Source organism: Bacillus sp. FSL R5-0560, assembly GCF_037966305.1.
Classification (GTDB): domain Bacteria; phylum Bacillota; class Bacilli; order Bacillales; family Bacillaceae; genus Bacillus; species Bacillus mojavensis.
In genome coordinates this window covers 1,571,269-1,587,807 of the sequence record NZ_CP150195.1, presented here as the reverse complement: position 1 = coordinate 1,587,807, position 16,539 = coordinate 1,571,269, and the positions used below count along the sequence as shown (strand labels likewise).

At 42.7% G+C, this 16,539-nt stretch carries 22 protein-coding genes and 1 pseudogene; 2 read left to right on the top strand and 21 right to left on the bottom strand.

The genetic code is table 11. The annotated features are described in order from the left end of the window. Positions 1 to 56 precede the first annotated feature (56 nt). Genes moaD through NST56_RS08230 form a run of 6 tightly spaced genes read right to left on the bottom strand, consistent with a single transcriptional unit; the run spans position 57 to position 4,218 of the window. Positions 57 to 290: a molybdopterin converting factor subunit 1 gene (moaD, locus tag NST56_RS08255; protein WP_010334075.1), complete on the bottom strand. Its 234-nt coding sequence runs from the start codon at positions 288 to 290 to the stop codon at positions 57 to 59. A 1-nt stretch (position 291) separates the two neighbouring features. After that, positions 292 to 756, bottom strand: a complete 465-nt coding sequence (locus tag NST56_RS08250) for a molybdenum cofactor biosynthesis protein MoaE (RefSeq protein WP_339181272.1) — start codon at positions 754 to 756, stop codon at positions 292 to 294. Continuing rightward, positions 756 to 1,277: a molybdopterin-guanine dinucleotide biosynthesis protein B gene (mobB, locus tag NST56_RS08245; RefSeq protein WP_339181270.1), complete on the bottom strand. Its 522-nt coding sequence runs from the start codon at positions 1,275 to 1,277 to the stop codon at positions 756 to 758. The genes NST56_RS08250 and mobB overlap by 1 nt, the downstream gene beginning before the upstream one ends. Beyond that, positions 1,238 to 2,530: a gephyrin-like molybdotransferase Glp gene (gene glp, locus NST56_RS08240; protein WP_268505562.1), complete on the bottom strand. Its 1,293-nt coding sequence runs from the start codon at positions 2,528 to 2,530 to the stop codon at positions 1,238 to 1,240. Before glp ends, mobB begins: the two co-directional genes overlap by 40 nt. A 17-nt stretch (positions 2,531 to 2,547) precedes the next feature. Further along, entirely contained in the window at positions 2,548 to 3,567 is a 1,020-nt protein-coding gene (locus NST56_RS08235) for a MoeB/ThiF family adenylyltransferase (protein ID WP_268505557.1), read from the bottom strand. A 51-nt stretch (positions 3,568 to 3,618) separates the two neighbouring features. Beyond that, positions 3,619 to 4,218, bottom strand: coding sequence for a molybdenum cofactor guanylyltransferase (locus NST56_RS08230; protein WP_268505555.1), 600 nt, complete (start codon positions 4,216 to 4,218; stop codon positions 3,619 to 3,621). A 132-nt stretch (positions 4,219 to 4,350) separates the two neighbouring features. Here NST56_RS08230 and NST56_RS08225 point away from each other — a divergent pair, with 132 nt between their 5' ends. After that, positions 4,351 to 5,316 (top strand): sporulation protein, encoded by a 966-nt coding sequence (locus NST56_RS08225; RefSeq protein ID WP_339181265.1) that lies wholly within the window; start codon positions 4,351 to 4,353, stop codon positions 5,314 to 5,316. 42 nt (positions 5,317 to 5,358) lie between these two features. Here NST56_RS08225 and rok read toward each other — a convergent pair whose 3' ends face one another. The 3 genes from rok to ahpA all read right to left on the bottom strand — a co-directional run bounded on the left by rok (position 5,359) and on the right by ahpA (position 7,475). Continuing rightward, on the bottom strand, positions 5,359 to 5,943 hold the full coding sequence (gene rok, locus NST56_RS08220) for a transcriptional regulator Rok (RefSeq protein ID WP_010334068.1): 585 nt from the start codon (positions 5,941 to 5,943) through the stop codon (positions 5,359 to 5,361). Positions 5,944 to 6,393: 450 nt separating this feature from the next. Next, positions 6,394 to 6,852: a thiol-disulfide oxidoreductase YkuV gene (ykuV, locus tag NST56_RS08215; protein ID WP_010334067.1), complete on the bottom strand. Its 459-nt coding sequence runs from the start codon at positions 6,850 to 6,852 to the stop codon at positions 6,394 to 6,396. An 80-nt stretch (positions 6,853 to 6,932) separates the two neighbouring features. Next, the gene (gene ahpA, locus NST56_RS08210; RefSeq protein ID WP_268446327.1) at positions 6,933 to 7,475 is read right to left on the bottom strand and encodes a biofilm-specific peroxidase AhpA; all 543 of its coding nucleotides are present in this window, start codon (positions 7,473 to 7,475) and stop codon (positions 6,933 to 6,935) included. 244 nt (positions 7,476 to 7,719) lie between these two features. Between ahpA and NST56_RS08205 the strand changes: the two genes are divergently transcribed. Next, positions 7,720 to 8,523, top strand: coding sequence for a mechanosensitive ion channel family protein (locus tag NST56_RS08205; RefSeq protein WP_268505551.1), 804 nt, complete (start codon positions 7,720 to 7,722; stop codon positions 8,521 to 8,523). A gap of 34 nt (positions 8,524 to 8,557) precedes the next feature. Here the strand turns inward: NST56_RS08205 and NST56_RS08200 are convergent, their stop codons facing one another. The 12 genes and pseudogenes from NST56_RS08200 to NST56_RS08145 all read right to left on the bottom strand — a co-directional run. Beyond that, entirely contained in the window at positions 8,558 to 8,803 is a 246-nt protein-coding gene (locus tag NST56_RS08200) for a YkuS family protein (RefSeq protein WP_010334064.1), read from the bottom strand. Positions 8,804 to 8,863: 60 nt separating this feature from the next. Beyond that, positions 8,864 to 9,988, bottom strand: a complete 1,125-nt coding sequence (locus NST56_RS08195; RefSeq protein WP_268450396.1) for an N-acetyldiaminopimelate deacetylase — start codon at positions 9,986 to 9,988, stop codon at positions 8,864 to 8,866. Positions 9,989 to 10,058: 70 nt separating this feature from the next. Next, on the bottom strand, positions 10,059 to 10,769 hold the full coding sequence (gene dapD, locus NST56_RS08190; RefSeq protein ID WP_168747648.1) for a 2,3,4,5-tetrahydropyridine-2,6-dicarboxylate N-acetyltransferase: 711 nt from the start codon (positions 10,767 to 10,769) through the stop codon (positions 10,059 to 10,061). A 105-nt stretch (positions 10,770 to 10,874) separates the two neighbouring features. Then, positions 10,875 to 11,330 (bottom strand): flavodoxin, encoded by a 456-nt coding sequence (locus NST56_RS08185; RefSeq protein ID WP_229148106.1) that lies wholly within the window; start codon positions 11,328 to 11,330, stop codon positions 10,875 to 10,877. Positions 11,331 to 11,345: 15 nt separating this feature from the next. Next, positions 11,346 to 12,239, bottom strand: a complete 894-nt coding sequence (locus NST56_RS08180; protein ID WP_268450393.1) for an exo-alpha-sialidase — start codon at positions 12,237 to 12,239, stop codon at positions 11,346 to 11,348. Then, positions 12,229 to 12,705, bottom strand: coding sequence for a flavodoxin (locus tag NST56_RS08175; protein WP_268450390.1), 477 nt, complete (start codon positions 12,703 to 12,705; stop codon positions 12,229 to 12,231). Before NST56_RS08175 ends, NST56_RS08180 begins: the two co-directional genes overlap by 11 nt. 115 nt (positions 12,706 to 12,820) lie before the next feature. Beyond that, on the bottom strand, positions 12,821 to 13,702 hold the full coding sequence (ccpC, locus tag NST56_RS08170) for a transcriptional regulator CcpC (RefSeq protein ID WP_010334058.1): 882 nt from the start codon (positions 13,700 to 13,702) through the stop codon (positions 12,821 to 12,823). Between the two features lie 146 nt (positions 13,703 to 13,848). Continuing rightward, positions 13,849 to 14,292, bottom strand: a complete 444-nt coding sequence (gene cbpB / locus NST56_RS08165; RefSeq protein ID WP_010334057.1) for a cyclic-di-AMP-binding protein CbpB — start codon at positions 14,290 to 14,292, stop codon at positions 13,849 to 13,851. A gap of 137 nt (positions 14,293 to 14,429) precedes the next feature. Beyond that, the gene (abbA, locus tag NST56_RS08160) at positions 14,430 to 14,621 is read right to left on the bottom strand and encodes an AbrB antirepressor AbbA (protein WP_003218673.1); all 192 of its coding nucleotides are present in this window, start codon (positions 14,619 to 14,621) and stop codon (positions 14,430 to 14,432) included. Positions 14,622 to 14,760: 139 nt separating this feature from the next. After that, positions 14,761 to 15,279, bottom strand: coding sequence for a ribonuclease H-like YkuK family protein (locus NST56_RS08155; RefSeq protein WP_339181253.1), 519 nt, complete (start codon positions 15,277 to 15,279; stop codon positions 14,761 to 14,763). Between the two features lie 109 nt (positions 15,280 to 15,388). After that, positions 15,389 to 15,628, bottom strand: coding sequence for a DUF1797 family protein (locus tag NST56_RS08150; RefSeq protein ID WP_010334055.1), 240 nt, complete (start codon positions 15,626 to 15,628; stop codon positions 15,389 to 15,391). Positions 15,629 to 15,975: 347 nt separating this feature from the next. Continuing rightward, positions 15,976 to 16,373 (bottom strand): annotated as a pseudogene (locus NST56_RS08145) (manganese catalase family protein); the annotation flags it as partial. Between the last annotated feature and the right edge of the window lie 166 nt (positions 16,374 to 16,539).

Below are 16,539 nucleotides of genomic sequence, written 5' to 3'. Positions count from 1 at the left end.
AACGAGAGATATGGCTTCTAACGCAAAAACCGGACGGCTTTATCGCCGTCCGGTTTTCACCCCCCGCTGACAGGAGGAATAACAGCCACCGTGTCACCGGAAGATACAGAAGTATTTTCTTTGACGTAGCTTTCATTTACGGCAATCATAGCCGTATCAATTGATTCAAGTCCGTATTGTTCCTTTAATACTGCTTTTACATCATCGGTTGTTGCTTGTTCCATATCAATTTCAAGCGTTGACGTGCCGGCCTTTTCAGCAAGTCCCGCAAACAAAAGAATTTTAATCATGCTACTCTCCCTCACTTAGATCTGGTTTTCCATTCGGATAAGCTGTTGTCTCAAGCTGGTCACCAATCCATTGCTCTCCGTCTTCCCAAATTTCTTTTTTCCAAATAGGCACTATTTGTTTAATGCGTTCGATTGCATACTCATTGGCTTCATAAGCAGCTTTTCGATGGGGGGAAGACACAGCGATGACAACTGCCGCTTCGCCGATATCCAGTACACCGATCCGGTGTGTGATAGCAGCTGAGGCACCTCTCCATTTCTCTTCTATTTCAGCCCCGATTTGGGCCAGCATCTGCACAGCCATCGGTTCATAAGCCTCATATTCCAGCCTGATTGTTTTTTTTCCGTTTGTCCACTCCCGAACCGTCCCGATAAACGTGGTAATAGCTCCAGCTTCCCGTTTCTCTACCTTTTTTATGATATCTTCAGTAACGATGGGTGTTTTCGTGATCTCAAATCGACCCATTACACAGATTCCCCCTTCAGCTGTGAAAGCACATAATCAACTCCTGCTGGATCATCCGCGTGAAAAACGGGTAATCCTTGGTGCGAAGCCATTTGTTCTTTTTCTCTGTACATGATTGCGATTATATTTACTGCCTGCAGTTTGGCCAGATCATCCTTATCTCGTACTATAACGACTTTAGGATAAGGAGCTTTTTTAAAGCCTTCTATGAGCAGGCAATCCATATCGAGAAAGCGATATAACTCGATCAGCTGCGGGAGATCCCATTTACGGCGGGCCGTAAGCTGTAAAACACCCGCTCCTTCTACTGCTGTTATATCAGCTCCTGCGGCTTGGTAACGGTTAGTGTCTTTTCCTTCAGTGAATGCTTCCGGTTCGCCTCCATGACCATGATGCTTCAAACAGCCTGCATGCAGCCCCTGTTGTGCGGCTTTTTTAAGTATACGCTCTATCAACGTTGTTTTTCCGCTGTTTTGGAACCCTACAATTTGGACGATTGGGAAAGGACGGACCAAGGCCACTCACTTCCATTCTCTTCTCTGATCAGCAGCACGTGAACCGTTCTGCCCGATTCGTAACCTCTCGTACCGCCCGGCAGGATGATAAACGCATTCGCCTCTGCAAGTGAAGTGACAGAGCTTGACTTATCCAATCCAACGGGAGCCGCTAACAGCTTTCCTTCCTTATGGTGTACATAAGCACGTACAAATCGGGTAAAAGGATTTGGCTTAGGAAAGTCCTTAGTCAAAACAGCTTCTGCGCAAATGGGATGCGGTTTATCATGAAGCAGCCATGTCCGGATCATCGGTTTTACAAACAGTTCAAAACCGACATAGCATGCCGATGGGTTACCTGACAGCCCAAACAGCAGCATATCATTTGCATGAGCGACAGTCGTTACACTTCCTGGACGCATAGCAACTTTATTAAAGAGCACTTCCGCCCCGAGTCTTTCATAGATTGCAGGCAAAAAGTCAAAGTCACCAACTGACACGCCGCCTGTTGTGATTAGAAAATCAACCTTTTCCATTGCTTCTTTGACCGCAGCAAAGCTTTGATCAAGATCATCGGAAATTTTCCCTAAGTAAAGAGGTGAAGCGCCCGCTTCAAGGACTTGTGCATATACCATACTTGCGTTGCTGTTACGGATTTTCCCCGGCTCCAGCGGGTCACTGACATTCAGCAATTCTGTGCCGGTTGCGATGATCCCAACAACAGGCTTTCTCACGACAGGCACAGAAGCGTATCCAAAGGTTGCCAGAAGAGCTGTTACTCCCGGGGTAATTCGAGTGCCCTTTCTGACTAAAACGCTCCCTTTTCTAGCATCTTCACCTGTTTTTGAAATATTGTCCCCTGGGTGGAAGCGGCGTTTTAAAGACATAAACGGCTGACCATTCTCTTCAAAGGTTTGAGTCAGCTCAATCATGACCACGGCATCCGCGCCTTTTGGAATTTGCGCACCTGTCATGATTCGCACTGCCTGAAACGCAGCAAGTTCTTTCTCAGATACAGCCCCTGCTCCGATATGGTCAATGACCTCAAAGCGGACAGGGTGCTCGCGTGAAGCTTCAGCCGTATCGCATGCTCTGACAGCAAAACCGTCATATGGCGAACGGTCAAATGCAGGCACATGGTGATCTGCCGTTACATCTTCAGCTAAAAATCGGTGAAGGCTGTTTTCAAGCGCCACCCATTCTGTTTCCCCTCGTTTTTGAAATCGGCCGACACGCCGAACAGCTTCATCTACCGGTATCGGTGTTCTTTTCTCCAGCATTCTGAACCCTCCTGTTGTTACAATCCGATTACTCTTGCCAACACAGAATTGGCTTCTTTCACATCACTTGTTCCGTGAATCAGAGCCCGTCCGTCATTAAAAATGACGATTCTAAAATGTTCATAATAGATATGAAGCAAAAATGCATTGGCCTCTACCTTGCCGATTGTTTTCAGCCGACTGACGAGCTCCTGCTTCGGTATTCTTTTTAATGACTCTGATCTGACTTGAACCGTATCACGGCCGCACAGTACAGCGGCTTTTGGCGTGTTCCAGTCTTGAAGATAAGGATAAACTGCGTGTGCGCCGCATGACGGACAATCTTCGACTCGTACATCGCTAACGTTTATTTTCATATGTGAATTGTTCCAGACATCAAACGTGACAAAGCCGCGCTGTATCGCCTCTGTGTTTCCTGTTAACAGTTTCAGCGCTTCTGCCTGCTGATAGGCTGAAACCATATGGACCGCAGGGGGAATAATCCCCGCTGTATCGCACGTCGCTCCGCCGACAGGAATTTGTTCAAACAAACAAGACAAACAAGGTGTCTCCCCCGGTATGATCGTCATGAACATCCCTTGACTGCTTACACATGCACCATAAATCCACGGTGTCTTTGTTTTCTGAGCTAGATCGTTGATAAGCATACGTGTTTCAAAATTATCTGTCGCATCGATAACAATATCCGCTTTTTCAATCAGCGGTTCAAGTGTTTCAGCCGTCCCCTCTGTAACATATGCCTCAATATGTATGCCGCTGTTTATAGCGGATAAATGTTCTTTGGCAGCCATAGCTTTCGGCATGCGGAGTTCTGCATCGCTTTCTGTATACAGCTGCTGCCTTTGCAGATTGCTCCATTCTACATAATCACGGTCAATGATGGTGACGGTTCCCACTCCCGCTCTCGATAGCCCTTCAGCTCCGGCTGTTCCGAGCGCTCCTGCTCCTACGATCAGCACGCGGCTGTCTGCCAGTCTTTGCTGGCCCTCTTCTCCAATTTGCTTAAATCTGATTTGCCGTGAATAACGCTCCTCCATCAAACCTGATCTCCTTATCTTTTATGTCAATCATACCATGTTTTTCTCCCGTCAGTCCCAGCAGGAGAATGCCTTGAATTCTTCCAAACGCCTATAGTCATCGCGTGTATTAATATTCATAAACTCTTCCGGCACTGCCGCGATTTCCTCTGCCTGTACGTAACGAACTGAAATACGGTCTAAGAAATCTGATAGTTTTAATTTTTTCTCGGATAGCTGTTCATATAGAATAGGCATGATCCTTTTATGATACAGTGCTATCAATGGCTGCTCTCGTCCGCCTGATATCGGGATGACAGCGTCCGTATCGGCAGTCACCATGCGCCTGAGTTCCGCCATCGTCCTTCTACGTATTAACGGTGTGTCACAGGATAGAATTGTATACAGGTCACCGTCTGTCTTTTCAAAAGCAGTATAGATACCAGCCAATGGGCCCATTCCCTCGAACGGCTCCGCGTCTTGATATACTTCGGTTTCGCCATTCTCTTGAAATCTATCGATAAACTCGGGACGGCTGATGATGACCGCTTGCTCACCAAGCGCCTTTTTAGCCCATTCGTAAAACATGCGGCCTCTCCATTTTACAAAAGCCTTGGGCTCCCCGAATCGGCGTGAGGCTCCTCCTGCTAAAAGTACATTTATATGCTTCATGCTCTCACCTCTAGTTACCAAAAGCATAGCAAAAGCAAGGCTCCAACGCCAATGCTTGTCTGTTTATTAAAGAGGAATAGCTGTTCAGTATTTGCATATTGTAATGTTAACATCATGAGGGAGATGGTTCGCTTGAAAAGATCAGGTCCTTTTTTCCATGACGTGTCACAGGAGAACCTTTATTTAAAATCAGAGCTGTCAAGGTGCCATAAACTTATTTCCGAGCTTGAGGCAAGCTACTTCCATCAGAAAAATAACAAATTGCTCAAAGAAAATACCAATATGAAAGAAAAACTTCAGCAGCTGTCTGCTGAGTTAAAGCAAATGTCAATGAAAGAAAAACACGCCTCCCATACGAGCCATACACTGCATCAAATGAGAGCCGAACTGCTCGATAAAATCGTCACCTTGCAGGAGCTTCTTTCCGCGGAAACCTACAAACGCAAAACTGAAATTGAAGGAAAACATAAGCTTCATATCGAAAAAATCAAAATTGAGGAAGAAAATAAAAATTTGCATAAACAAATCATTCATCTTAATACCTCTATCCAGCGAGAACAGCACGAATTGTTTCAAGCAAAGCAGCAAGCCGAAACGATAAAAGCCGAAAACGGACGCTTAAAAGAGCAAATGATAGAAAAAGAATACCAGCTAAAACATATCAAAATAGAAATAGATCATATGAAAGATCGAATCATAGAAACGAAAGAAAGGCTGCTTGAAATAGAAAAAACGAAAGAAAAACTATTTCAAGAAACTATTATTTCGTACAAACGGCAGCTTGATGAAAGTGATGCCTGGATTGCTTCTCATTTTGCCGATATTGATGGCGGCGCGAAACAGAAAGAAAAAACGGCAGAAGAAGCTCAAACCGTTTACGCACCGTCAAGTCATGTAGAGACCATCCTTGAAGATGTCACAAAACAAGTAAATGAGCTTCAAAAACAGCTGACCAGAGCCCAATCATCTGACCAGCTTATCAATCATAAAATTGAAGAGCTGAAGAGCCGCGCCGCCGAAGAAAAACCTTATCAAAAATGGGTGTATAAGCTTAATCTTGAAAAAGAAAATAAACCTTCCTCGAAAAAAACCCAATAATAAAAAAACTGCTTGAGCTCGCCAAGCAGTTTTTCTGTGTGCTTATTCTGTTGCTGATTCAGTTGATTCAACGGATTCGATTTCGCCCTCTAAAATGTACTGGCCGCGATACGGTTTTTTCACTTCAGGATACATTTTAATTAAGCTTTGCATAAACGTTGTCATATTAGGAATTTCCAGACCGCTTTCCTTTTCAATCTCTTTTTGAAGTTCGGAACTTTTAATTGCCGCGTTGTGGCGTTTTAATGTTTTAATAGCCGCTTCACGCAGTTTAGCTGCTTTTGACCCCGGTCTTGCCGTTCCTCTTCTTCTTCTTGTCGCTCCATCTGGTATACCGGCAGGAAGAGAGGAAATAGTTTGAAGCTGAGGTTGGGCGGACTGCTGCTGTGATGGCGGCTGATAGCTTCTGATTTCCTGAGCTGCAAGCTCGGCGAGAACTGGCAGAGAGTCGGTTTTTCTTTCAGAACGGAACTCTTTTTTCGTTTCGGAAGGGCTTCCATTTCTGTCCAGCTCTCTTAATTTTGCGTATATTTTATCGCGTTCAATTTGATATTCACGAATGACTTTCACTTCAGCTTCATTTAATTGTTCTAATCGCAAGCGCAAAGCTTCTCTTTCATTAAACATTCCTCAATGTACCCCCTATCAGAATTAACATCTTTAATTAAGATATTAGATTACAAAAGTAATTTTATCAACTATTATTTTAGCATTTTACTATTATATTTACTCTATGAAAAATTCCTTATTTTCTGAAAACGTTTTATTTTTCAACAGACCTCTTTATTCACAAGGGTTCAAAGCTTATGTTAATCATTTGGAATAATGTTGAAAATCTATCTTTTAATTACTTCTTTAATGAAATTTAGCGTAATATCTACAATTTTCGCGTTCTGAGATATGAAAAATATCTAAATTTGCAGAAAAACATAAGAAATTAGGTCTCTTTTTTAGAAGATAAGTCATTAAAAAAGGTTTTTCTCATACCCAAATATGGAAAAATAAGCTTCTTACTCTTTTCCTTTTTTGCGCAAATAAAAAAACCTGATACCCTCAGGTTTTTTTATTTGCGCAACATTATTCAGCAGCTTGTTCTGTTTCAGCCAGAACGCGGTTCACACGTTTTTCAAGCATTTTCATGCCGCTTCCGCCCGCTTGAAAATGACGAAGCTGGCCGGTTTTATCAAACACATAGTACGCAGGCACATACTCGTTTTCAAATGCGTCGGTTAAAGCGTGGTCGCTATCAACAAAAATAGGCTGAGTCATGTCATGTTCAGCAGCTACTTCCTTGATTTTGTCGAGATCCAGGTCGTCTTCGGAACGAGGCATATGAACAGCTACAACGTTCAGCTTGTCTTGATATTTGTCACGGAATTCATTCACCTGCGGCATTGCTTCTTTGCACAGATGACAGCTGATAGACCAGAAATGAATCAGTGTCGGTTTTTCTCCAATCAGTTGTTCTTTTGTTACTTCACCGTTGAACCAAGCTTTTTCTCCTGTCAATTCAGGCATTGGCTGACGTAATTTCATCGCTTTTTCCTCCTAGTGAGCAGTAAGAGTCAAAAAGGCCTAACGAATGTTAGACCTTTTTCTTTCGTTCTCAAAAAGAATTAAAGTGTTTTTTGACCTGGTTTCCAGTTAGCCGGGCATAGTCCGCCTGTTTGAAGTGCTTGCAGCACTCGAAGCGTTTCATCAACGTCACGGCCGATATTGTTATGGAAAACCGTTTGATATTGTAGCTCGCCTTCAGGATTGATAATAAACAATCCGCGAAGTGCAACGCCTTCTTCTTCAATTAAAACGCCATATTCACGGGATACTTCATGGTTAGTATCAGCAGCAAGCGGATATTTCAGCTGACCTAGACCATTTTCTTTGCGGTCTGTGTTGATCCACGCCAAGTGGGTATGGATTGTATCAGTTGAAACGCCGATCACTTCAGCATCAAGATCTTCGAATTCGTCATAACGGTCAGACATCGCTGTAATTTCTGTCGGACAGACAAAAGTAAAGTCCATTGGATAGAAGAAAAGAACCGTCCATTTCTCGTTTTTCATGTTTTCTTCAAGACTAACTTTGCCAAATTCCTTATTTGCAAGGACTGCTTCCATTTCAAAACGAGGAGCTTGTTTACCTACCATACGTTCTGCCATATGTATCCCTCCAATTGATAGTTTGGCTTTAAAAGCCAGACGGATAAGAAAATAAAGGAAAATATCCCTTATTTCGTTAATAACATCACAATGACCATTATATCGAAGCGCATTTTCACAGTCAATTTTTAACAAAGAATACATGTCTTTGCCTTCGACATTTTACGTTAAAAAGTTTAACATGTTCATGTATAGGGAAACAAATTTTAACATGCTGCAACACATTCAGAAAGGAAGCTCCAACATGGATTTTATTACACACTATGATTGGGCAGGTCTTGTCACCAATGCGGGTGTTTTACTCATTAAGCTCGTCATTATGATTTGCCTCTATTTTATCGTTCGATCTGTAGGCATGAGAATTATTAAACATCTATTTGCAAAATTTGAAGCGCAAAACAACCTGACTATTGGACGGGCTCACACGCTCCGAAGCCTGACACTTAATGTATTTGCTTACATATTGATTTTTATTTTTTTCGTTATGGTTCTGGATTTGTTTCATTACGATCCGAGCGCTCTTTTAGCAGGTGCGGGAATTGTAGGTCTGGCGGTCGGTTTTGGCGCCCAAGGCCTTGTCAGCGACATCGTGACAGGTTTTTTTATTCTGCTTGAAAAACAATTGGATGTCGGAGATTATATAACCGTTGCAACCTTTAATGGAATTGTGGAGCAGGTCGGTTTAAGAACGACCCAAATCCGCAGCTTTGACGGCACACTGCATTATATCCCGAATCGGAACATCACAAATGTAAGCAACCATTCCCGCGGAACGATGCAGGCGCTGGTTGATATTAAAGTCCCTGCTGAAAGAAACCTCGATGAAACCATTCACATCTTACAACATGTATGTGACGAAACGGCAGCTGCTCTTCCGCAAATTAAAGAGGGCCCTAATGTTATCGGCATTCAAGAGCTGGGAACCTCTGAAATTGTGATCAGAGTCATTGCCAAAACAGAAAATATGGAACAGTGGCGGATCGAACGCGTGCTGAGAAAAGAAATAAAAACAGCACTCGACCGCGCTTTTCCTAAAGAAACAGAATAACAAAAGAACCGAAGCTTTTGCTTCGGTTTTTACTTTATTGAATTCTGCTTTCAACTTCGCTGCAAATTTCTTCAGCAGTCATCCCGGAAGCTGTAATGACTGGTGCTTGTGTTACTGTATCGGCAATACCTTGCACATTGTTGTCTAGCCCTGTTACGACACAGCAGTCACAGCCTTTTGCATCTGCAGGACTTTTCATCATGACAACGTCATATCCTTTTTCTCTTAATGCAGCTTCTACATCTGATAACGACTGTTCAATTCCAATTTTTTTTGTCATAAAGAACACCTCCGTTAAATAGGGTGCTCATCATATGGCATTTTATTCTTTCCATTGTACTTAATTGGCATAAACAGAAAAATAACCTGTCATCACGTTAACCGCTGTTTCGATCGCATTTTCATCAGGATTCAGCTTCGCGTGATGGAGTCCGTGCGATGAATCAGCGCCGAGCCAGAACATGAAACCCGGATATTTTTTTAGCATGTAGCCAAAATCCTCTCCGGTCATCGCTTCTTTTGCTTCAATTACTTGTGCCAATTTGTGCTCAGCAACAAAAGACATAAATTCCTCTGTGAGCCCGCTTGTATTGTAAACTTGGTGATACACAGACGGATACGTCACTTTTCCTTTACAGCGAAAGCCGATTTCGATTCCTTTCACTAAATCTTCGATCCGTTCCTTTACCTGCTTCATGGATTCTTCAGAAAGCGTGCGGATTGTGCCTTCCAGGTGAGCTGTTTGCGCAATGATATTTTGCGCGGAGCCGCCCGTAATCGTACCGATAGTAATCACAGCGCTGTCCAGCGGGTCCGTATTTCTGGAGATGATTGTTTGCAGTTGAGTAACGAGTGTGCTTGCCGCTACAACCATATCCTCGGCTAAGTGCGGATAAGCTGCATGCCCCCCTTTGCCTTCCAGGTCAATGACAAGCTCTGATGTATTCGCAAAAAGCAAACCGCTTTTTGTCGCGATGGTTCCGACCGGCAGCTCTGGAGCAATATGAAGCGCAGTGATGAGATCAGGCTGCCACTTTTTCAAAATGTCGCTCTCTAGCATCGGTTCCGCTCCGCCTGGACCTTCCTCTGCCGGCTGAAATAAAAAGAGCAGATCATGCTTAACAGGGTGATGAACAAAGTGGTCGATGATGCCCAGCGCAATCGTCATATGCAAATCGTGTCCGCAGGCGTGCATTTTGCCGTGATGCTCTGATGCGAATGGCAGCCCTGTCTGCTCTTCGATTGATAGCGCATCAATGTCCGCTCGGTATCCGAGCATTTTTTCCGGCGCTGTTCCGTTCACTTTCACAAAAAGCCCTGTTCTCCATTTCTCAATTTCAATTCTGTCTTTCGGATATTGCTCCAAGACGTTTAATAAATATTGCTGTGTTTTGAATTCCTGAAATCCAAGCTCGGGAATACGGTGCAGATCTCTGCGGATTGCAATGAGCTCCTCTTTCTTCATTTTCATTTCCTCCTGCCTATACGAATAAGGCGTGGATATATCATCCACGCCTTTTTGATCAAATCATTCCTTACAGCTGGCGTAATTCCTGCTTGATTTCAGTTTTGCCTTTTGTTTTCTCATCGATATCTTTAATTTTCTTAGCAGGTGTTCCTGCAACAACTGTGTATGGCTCAACATCGTTTACTACGATCGCACCCGCAGCTACAACAGCTCCTTTACCAACTGTTACACCTTCGAGCACGACAGCATTTGCGCCGATCACAACGTCGTCTTCAATGACAACCGGTTTAGCGGATGGCGGCTCAATAACGCCCGCAAGCACAGAACCCGCACCGATGTGACAGTTTTTACCGACAGTAGCTCGTCCGCCAAGGACAACGTTCATATCGATCATTGTACCTTCTCCGATAACTGATCCGATATTGATAGAAGCCCCCATCATGATGACTGCGTTATCGCCGATTTCAACTTGGTCGCGGATGATCGCACCCGGCTCGATGCGCGCTTTTACATCTTTAAGATCAAGCATAGGAATCGCAGAGTTGCGGCGGTCATTTTCAACCACGTAATCCTCGATTTTGCTTTTGTTTTCTTCAATTGCTGTTTTGATTTCGTTCCATTCACCGAAAACAACACCAGTGTTTCCGTTTAGAAAAGCTTTCGCAGATTCACCGAAATTGATTCCTTCCAGCTCACCTTTTACATAAACCTTTACAGGTGTAGATTTTGTACTATTTTGAATAAATGAAATAATTTCATTTGCGTCCATCATTTTCATATGTATAGTCCTCCTCCTGATTTTCTACCTCATTACTGTATCAAAGGAAAGATACAAAGACAAGAAAAAAAGGAAACAGGCGCTCGGCATTTCTCTTTGCATCTATCAGACAGCACAGCCGCTTTTTCTAGCAAATTGTCTGCCGAATTCCTTTAATGCTTCCTCTTCTTCCCCTTCAGGATTCATTTCAACTTTTACGGAAGGAAGCACAATTTCGCCGCCTCGATCTTTTATTTTCTCTTCAAGTGTATCTACAGCACCGCAGAAAAATTCATATGCTGTATCACCGGAACCGAAAACGGCGCATGTTTTACCGGTAAAGTCAAGTGCATCCATTTCTTCGGCAAGGTCGAGAAATTCGTCAGGCAAATCTCCGTCTCCCCATGTATAGGTTCCTAAGATGATATGTTCATAATCATTAAACAGCTCGGCATCATCAATGTCCATCGCTTCAAAACGGTCTACTTCCGCTTCCGCCTCCTGAAGTCCCTTTTCAATCAAATCAGCCATGGCTTCTGTGTTGCCTGACATCGTTGCGTAAACCAGCAAAATCTTCCCCAATTCCGTATTCCTCCTCTAATGAATCATTGCTGAAACTTCGTACGGCTGGACAAATTTACATTCATACAAACCTGCACAAAAGAAATTTTCTCTTTGATTGGCCACTCTCCAGCCATGACCTTTAATGGTATCAAACCATCTTAGCTCTCGGGCCTTAAGATCAGCCTGATAAATCCTCGAATAGCCATTTTCATCTTGAGCCGTTGTGACATAAATAATGCCATCATCCTCTGAAATATCAAGAAACGATTCTTCCTTTTTCATCATGCTGGAATGTATCGTGACTTCTTCAGCCGTTAAAATATGCTGTGCAATGACGGCTCCGCGTTTCCCTTTTACAGAGCCCATTGCAGCAACCAGCCATTTTTCATTGAACACTAGCATGGATGCCGTCATACGGTTGTCTTCTTTTTTTACCATTCGGACAGCGTCTTGTGTGAAATCGTAAGCCCAAATCCCTCCGAAGCATTCGTGTATTTGTGTACCAATATACAGATTACCACCGTGCAGACACAGTGAACGGATAACAGGCGGATGTTCAAATTCCGCAAAGGGTTTGGCAACCCGCCACGAAATACCGAAGTCTTCTGATACATAAACGCAATGTTTGCCATGGGCGCAAACAAATCCATCATTCCTGCCCGTAATCGCCCACACTGTCGCATTTGTCGGGAAGCTCGATATCGACCATGTTTTCCCCTCGTCAGATGAACGAATGATCGTTCCCTTTTCACCGACACCGAATAAATAAGGACCGATGTAACTGATGCAGTGTATTTTCGCTTTTAAACGAAAAAGCTTCTTCCAGCCTTGTTCCAAAGAATAATGAAAAATGCCCTCTCTTTTTACTGCCACAAAATAGCCAGAAAACGATGATGCCGCAACAGCTGTCGCACCTTTATGAAACATGGCTTTTTCCCTTGTTCACAAAATCTGCCCATGCAAGAAAACCTCTTGCAAATTCTCTGCAGCTTTCCACGTCATCATCCGTTTCAGGGGCAAGCTCAATTTTAAGTGTTTCTTGATAGACAGCAGCTCCCGCCTCTTGCAGCATGTCACTGAACAGATTGACAGCTTCACAAAATTTTGGATAAGAATAATCCCCCGAGCCGAAGCAAGCTGTTTTCAAGCCGTTCAGCTCGAGCTGCTGAACCTCTTCGAAAAAGTCCTCTGCTTCGTAAGGCAAATCGCCATCCCCCCATGTATAGGTGCCAATGAGCACATAATCATAAGAAGTCAGAGCCGATCCTTCTGCGTCATCCATATCGATGCAATCAATGTCTAAACCATATTCCTGCAGCGTATCTTTTATAATTCCAGCAATGTCTTCGGTATTTCCTGACATGCTTGCATATGTAATCAAGGCTTTTGCCATGTTATCACCTCATAATTGATAATGATTTTCAATATCATATGTACCACTTTAAATGATAATGATTTTCATTGTCAATATGTAAATAAAAAAAGACAGCCTTGTGCTGTCTTTTCTCTTAAAATGGGTGCTCTTGATCAAGCATCTCCTTTACAACTGAAACAAAAGCTTGAACTTGCTTCAGTTCAAAAGCAGGTTCATAGCCTAATAACCACGTATCCCGCCCGATAGGGTTTCCTTTACCGTCTAACAGAGGCATTTTATTGACTTTGTCTTCGTTCTGAAGGGTAACAGACGGCAAAATCGCATATCCGATCCCGTGCAGCGCCATCTGTTTGCACGTTTCAATCTGATCAACCAATATAGTCTGTTTTGGCGACGTTTTAAATTTTTGGTGCCACCAATGCTGAATCTCCTGAAAATAAGTGCTGTCGCTTTTAAATTGGATAAACGGCCGTTCTGTATGAGCAATATCTTCTATACAGGATATTTCAGTATCGACTAAATACAGATGGTCTGTCATTAAATAGTCTTTGCGGCCTTTCCACTCGGGGTTACCTCTAATAATGCCAATATGAACCTGATCCTCATAAAGGCTTTTCAGCATTTCGCTGCTCCAGCCGGTAATAAGCGAAACCTTTGCATTCGGATACTTTTCCACATACGTTTTCAGAACTTTAGGAAGCCAATGCTGGCCGATGATAGAGGCGACGGCGAGCTTCAGTGTGCCGTGAATTTCTCCTTCGAGCTCATCGATATTTTCTCTAATTCTATCCTGCTCTGACGTAACGTCATTCGCAAACTGAATGATTTTCTCTCCGGCCGGCGTTACCGTCAATCCTTTTTGGGATCTTAAAAATATCTTTGTCCCCCACGCCTTTTCAATGGTTTGTAAACGCTGAGATAAAGCCGGCTGGGATACAAAAAGCCGTTCAGCCGCCTTTCTCATATTTAACTCCTCAGCTAAAACTACGAGCATATGAAGCTCTTGAAGCTGCATGTCATCCTCCTTTTTATTATCAATAAGTTTTTCTTATCTCCCATTCTAATAAAAACTTAGTTTATGATTCAAGTCCTTTTCACCCCAATTTATGTATGCGCTTTCTTTATTGCTCTGCAAATATAATAAAAAATAGGCCGAGCAGCCTACTTGTTCAACGAGCGAATATGCTTATTCAATTCCTTCAAAACCACTCTTCTCGTGAAGATCCCCTCAAAGACCTGATCATCATTTTCAACGCAAACAAACCCGTTATCAATGACCATGCTGAATCCTTTGATAATCGGATCATTTATATGAAGACGCGGAATATCACTCAGCATGACTTCCTCTACGGTAATCTGGTCAAGCTTTTCGAATTCAATTCTTTCAAGACCAAAAATGCTGTTCATGATCATATTTGTCCCGATTAAGCCGTGTAAACGATAAGACGCATCCAGCACCGGGATGGCCGTGTATCCTGTTTTTGTCAGCACTAATAAAGCGTGCTCCAGGTTGTTCCCAACTTGAACGTGCGCTACTTTGTCCGCCTCAATCATAAATTGTCCGACTGTTGCCTCAAGAAGCTGATCTGATTGCAAGCTTATCATGTTTTCGACCCCTTTTCATTTTCATCAACACATACATTCCCTATACTACAATAATATAAACTTTATCAGTATTTGTCGAAAAGTTTCCTCAATAAAAAAGATACTCTTTGGAGGAGTATCAATTATAAAGTGTTCCATTAATTTTCAAATCGAAATCGGTCGTATAGCGTTACAAGTTTTTTGTAGGTGGTTCCGTCAACGTTTTTGGTTCCTGTCTCTATATCGTTGATCTCACTGCTTAAAAGCTCGATAGCATACTCATGATTGATCAGGATATTCAGCAGAAGTTTTTGTTCTTCTTCTGTAAATCGTTCACCGATAAGACTCATTCGTAATCAGGCCCCCTGTTTTATACTGAATACCTCTGAAAGCAAGAAAACTTACTTTCAGCTCTACCGCTAGAATAAGTAATCAGAAAACAATCGTCAACCGCATAATTCGACATTTCCCTCGGCTTGCGAGCCGGAATTATTTTGTGAAACGATTTGCATAGCTGAAGGCTGTGTATGAATCCGGTTTGATTTTAGCCTCAATCCCCATTGAAGTAATACGTCCTGTCATTTCTTGAATCAGTTCTTTTGTAAGCCCTTTTTTCCCAATATCCAAGTGAACCTCAAATGTAAGATCCGCCCCTTCACCTGTAAAAGGCAGGAGCAGATCGGTAATATCCATCAAGTGTCCATCCAGAATATAGGCGGCTGTTTCTTGACTGTACGCAGTTTCTAACGAAATCTTTTCACGAAGGCTATGTATGGGTCTGTCGACTGCGTGGTTTTTCAAGCAGCCCCAAGCTCCCTTGCCTGTACGATGCAAATGTAATGCAGTAATAAACTTTGTGTAATCACGATAAACCTGAGAATCGGTTCCGATCGATAACACATATGAAGAACGGGGGTCCTTTCGGATAAAGGCTTTAAGCCGCTCCATCACTTCTTGAAAGGTCATCTGTGCTTCTGAAAGATTATAAAACAGAAAAGAATCGGCCATGACGACACTCCTTTTCAAGGATTTACAACCATGAAACAAGTATGCTCCTTACCGTTTATTTCGATTACATGCTGCAAAGCGAAAGCTTGTTTCCCCTATATCAAGAGTCTTACTGCAAAAGTTCAAAGATTTCGATTGAAACCATGTCGATATTATCAAACGGATATGTGTTCGGCTTTTCACCTTTTTGGAAAACCGTCAGTTCGAACGTTTGATTTTTTTCGAAATATTTAACACTGCATATTTTTTCACCATTTACTTCGAAGTAGCGCTGCATTGGCTCGCTAGCCGCTTCCGCCGTTTCTTGCAGACTTTGCAGCCGTGTGATGATACCCATTAATTGTGACATTCTAAAAAAAGACTCCTTTCAAAAAACAACTTCAAATCAACAAGTATTTATTATAATACAAGTTCTATTGAGCATCATACCATAAAGTCGGACAGGATGGCATTTTCCCTGCTGAATTTAAGAAAAGAAAAAAAGTGAAAAAACTATTTTTACGTAGTTTGAGGCTTTTTTTGGAATGTCATACACACAATTATAGTTTTTTTGATATTCCGGCAGAATTCAACAGCCTTTTTGCAATTTTTTCAAAATCCTCTTTTGAATAACGGGATTCGGGATTGGATGCATTTTGCCGATACTTCCGCCAGTCGCAACCTCAAGCGCTTGATGTGAACGCCGCCGCACATGAGCAAATTCAGCACCAGGTTTCCGCTGTTAAACCCATTTTCACCAGTCTAGACTTCACCATCGAATTAAACGGATACGTTTGAGCCGTTTCAATAAGATGCTGGGAATTGCGTTTATTTTTTGCATCTCTCATCGGTGTAAAACACCGGGATCACCTTTAAATGACGAACCTGTCAGCATTAAAGACATAATCCTTCAGCCGTAATGCTTGATACGAGATCGTCGTAAAACGGTTTTAATTTTTTCTTGCAGCGAAAGTTACAGAATTGGAACATGTAATGATTGAGAGTGGACAACCAAATTTGCCGCCTAACAGCTCTTGAACCGCGGCTAGAGCATTTGGGTCAGGATGTTCTGGGGTTGGAAGGTCAATGCGCAGGCTGTTGCTCCTATTGCACATGTTTTAACCTCCTAGTGGCGTTGTTTACCACTAATAAGGTTTATTGTTTTATGGTTTGTCTTATTCGTTGACAAATAAAAAACTTGGCGGGGGTAGCGCCAAGCTTTTCGGATCTTGATCTGATAGAGGGGTTGGGGAACAGAGAGTAGCTTCTCTCTATAATTAA

Coding starts and splice junctions, on each gene's coding strand:
- moaD (WP_010334075.1), bottom strand. CDS start 290: ATGATTAAAATTCTTTTGTTTGCGGGACTTGCTGAAAAGGCCGGCACG.
- NST56_RS08250 (WP_339181272.1), bottom strand. CDS start 756: ATGGGTCGATTTGAGATCACGAAAACACCCATCGTTACTGAAGATATC.
- glp (WP_268505562.1), bottom strand. CDS start 2,530: ATGCTGGAGAAAAGAACACCGATACCGGTAGATGAAGCTGTTCGGCGT.
- NST56_RS08235 (WP_268505557.1), bottom strand. CDS start 3,567: ATGGAGGAGCGTTATTCACGGCAAATCAGATTTAAGCAAATTGGAGAA.
- NST56_RS08230 (WP_268505555.1), bottom strand. CDS start 4,218: ATGAAGCATATAAATGTACTTTTAGCAGGAGGAGCCTCACGCCGATTC.
- rok (WP_010334068.1), bottom strand. CDS start 5,943: ATGTTTAATGAAAGAGAAGCTTTGCGCTTGCGATTAGAACAATTAAAT.
- ykuV (WP_010334067.1), bottom strand. CDS start 6,852: ATGAAATTACGTCAGCCAATGCCTGAATTGACAGGAGAAAAAGCTTGG.
- ahpA (WP_268446327.1), bottom strand. CDS start 7,475: ATGGCAGAACGTATGGTAGGTAAACAAGCTCCTCGTTTTGAAATGGAA.
- NST56_RS08205 (WP_268505551.1), top strand. CDS start 7,720: ATGGATTTTATTACACACTATGATTGGGCAGGTCTTGTCACCAATGCG.
- NST56_RS08200 (WP_010334064.1), bottom strand. CDS start 8,803: ATGACAAAAAAAATTGGAATTGAACAGTCGTTATCAGATGTAGAAGCT.
- NST56_RS08195 (WP_268450396.1), bottom strand. CDS start 9,988: ATGAAGAAAGAGGAGCTCATTGCAATCCGCAGAGATCTGCACCGTATT.
- dapD (WP_168747648.1), bottom strand. CDS start 10,769: ATGAAAATGATGGACGCAAATGAAATTATTTCATTTATTCAAAATAGT.
- NST56_RS08180 (WP_268450393.1), bottom strand. CDS start 12,239: ATGTTTCATAAAGGTGCGACAGCTGTTGCGGCATCATCGTTTTCTGGC.
- NST56_RS08175 (WP_268450390.1), bottom strand. CDS start 12,705: ATGGCAAAAGCCTTGATTACATATGCAAGCATGTCAGGAAATACCGAA.
- ccpC (WP_010334058.1), bottom strand. CDS start 13,702: ATGCAGCTTCAAGAGCTTCATATGCTCGTAGTTTTAGCTGAGGAGTTA.
- cbpB (WP_010334057.1), bottom strand. CDS start 14,292: ATGATAAGCTTGCAATCAGATCAGCTTCTTGAGGCAACAGTCGGACAA.
- abbA (WP_003218673.1), bottom strand. CDS start 14,621: ATGAGTCTTATCGGTGAACGATTTACAGAAGAAGAACAAAAACTTCTG.
- NST56_RS08155 (WP_339181253.1), bottom strand. CDS start 15,279: ATGGCCGATTCTTTTCTGTTTTATAATCTTTCAGAAGCACAGATGACC.
- NST56_RS08150 (WP_010334055.1), bottom strand. CDS start 15,628: ATGTCACAATTAATGGGTATCATCACACGGCTGCAAAGTCTGCAAGAA.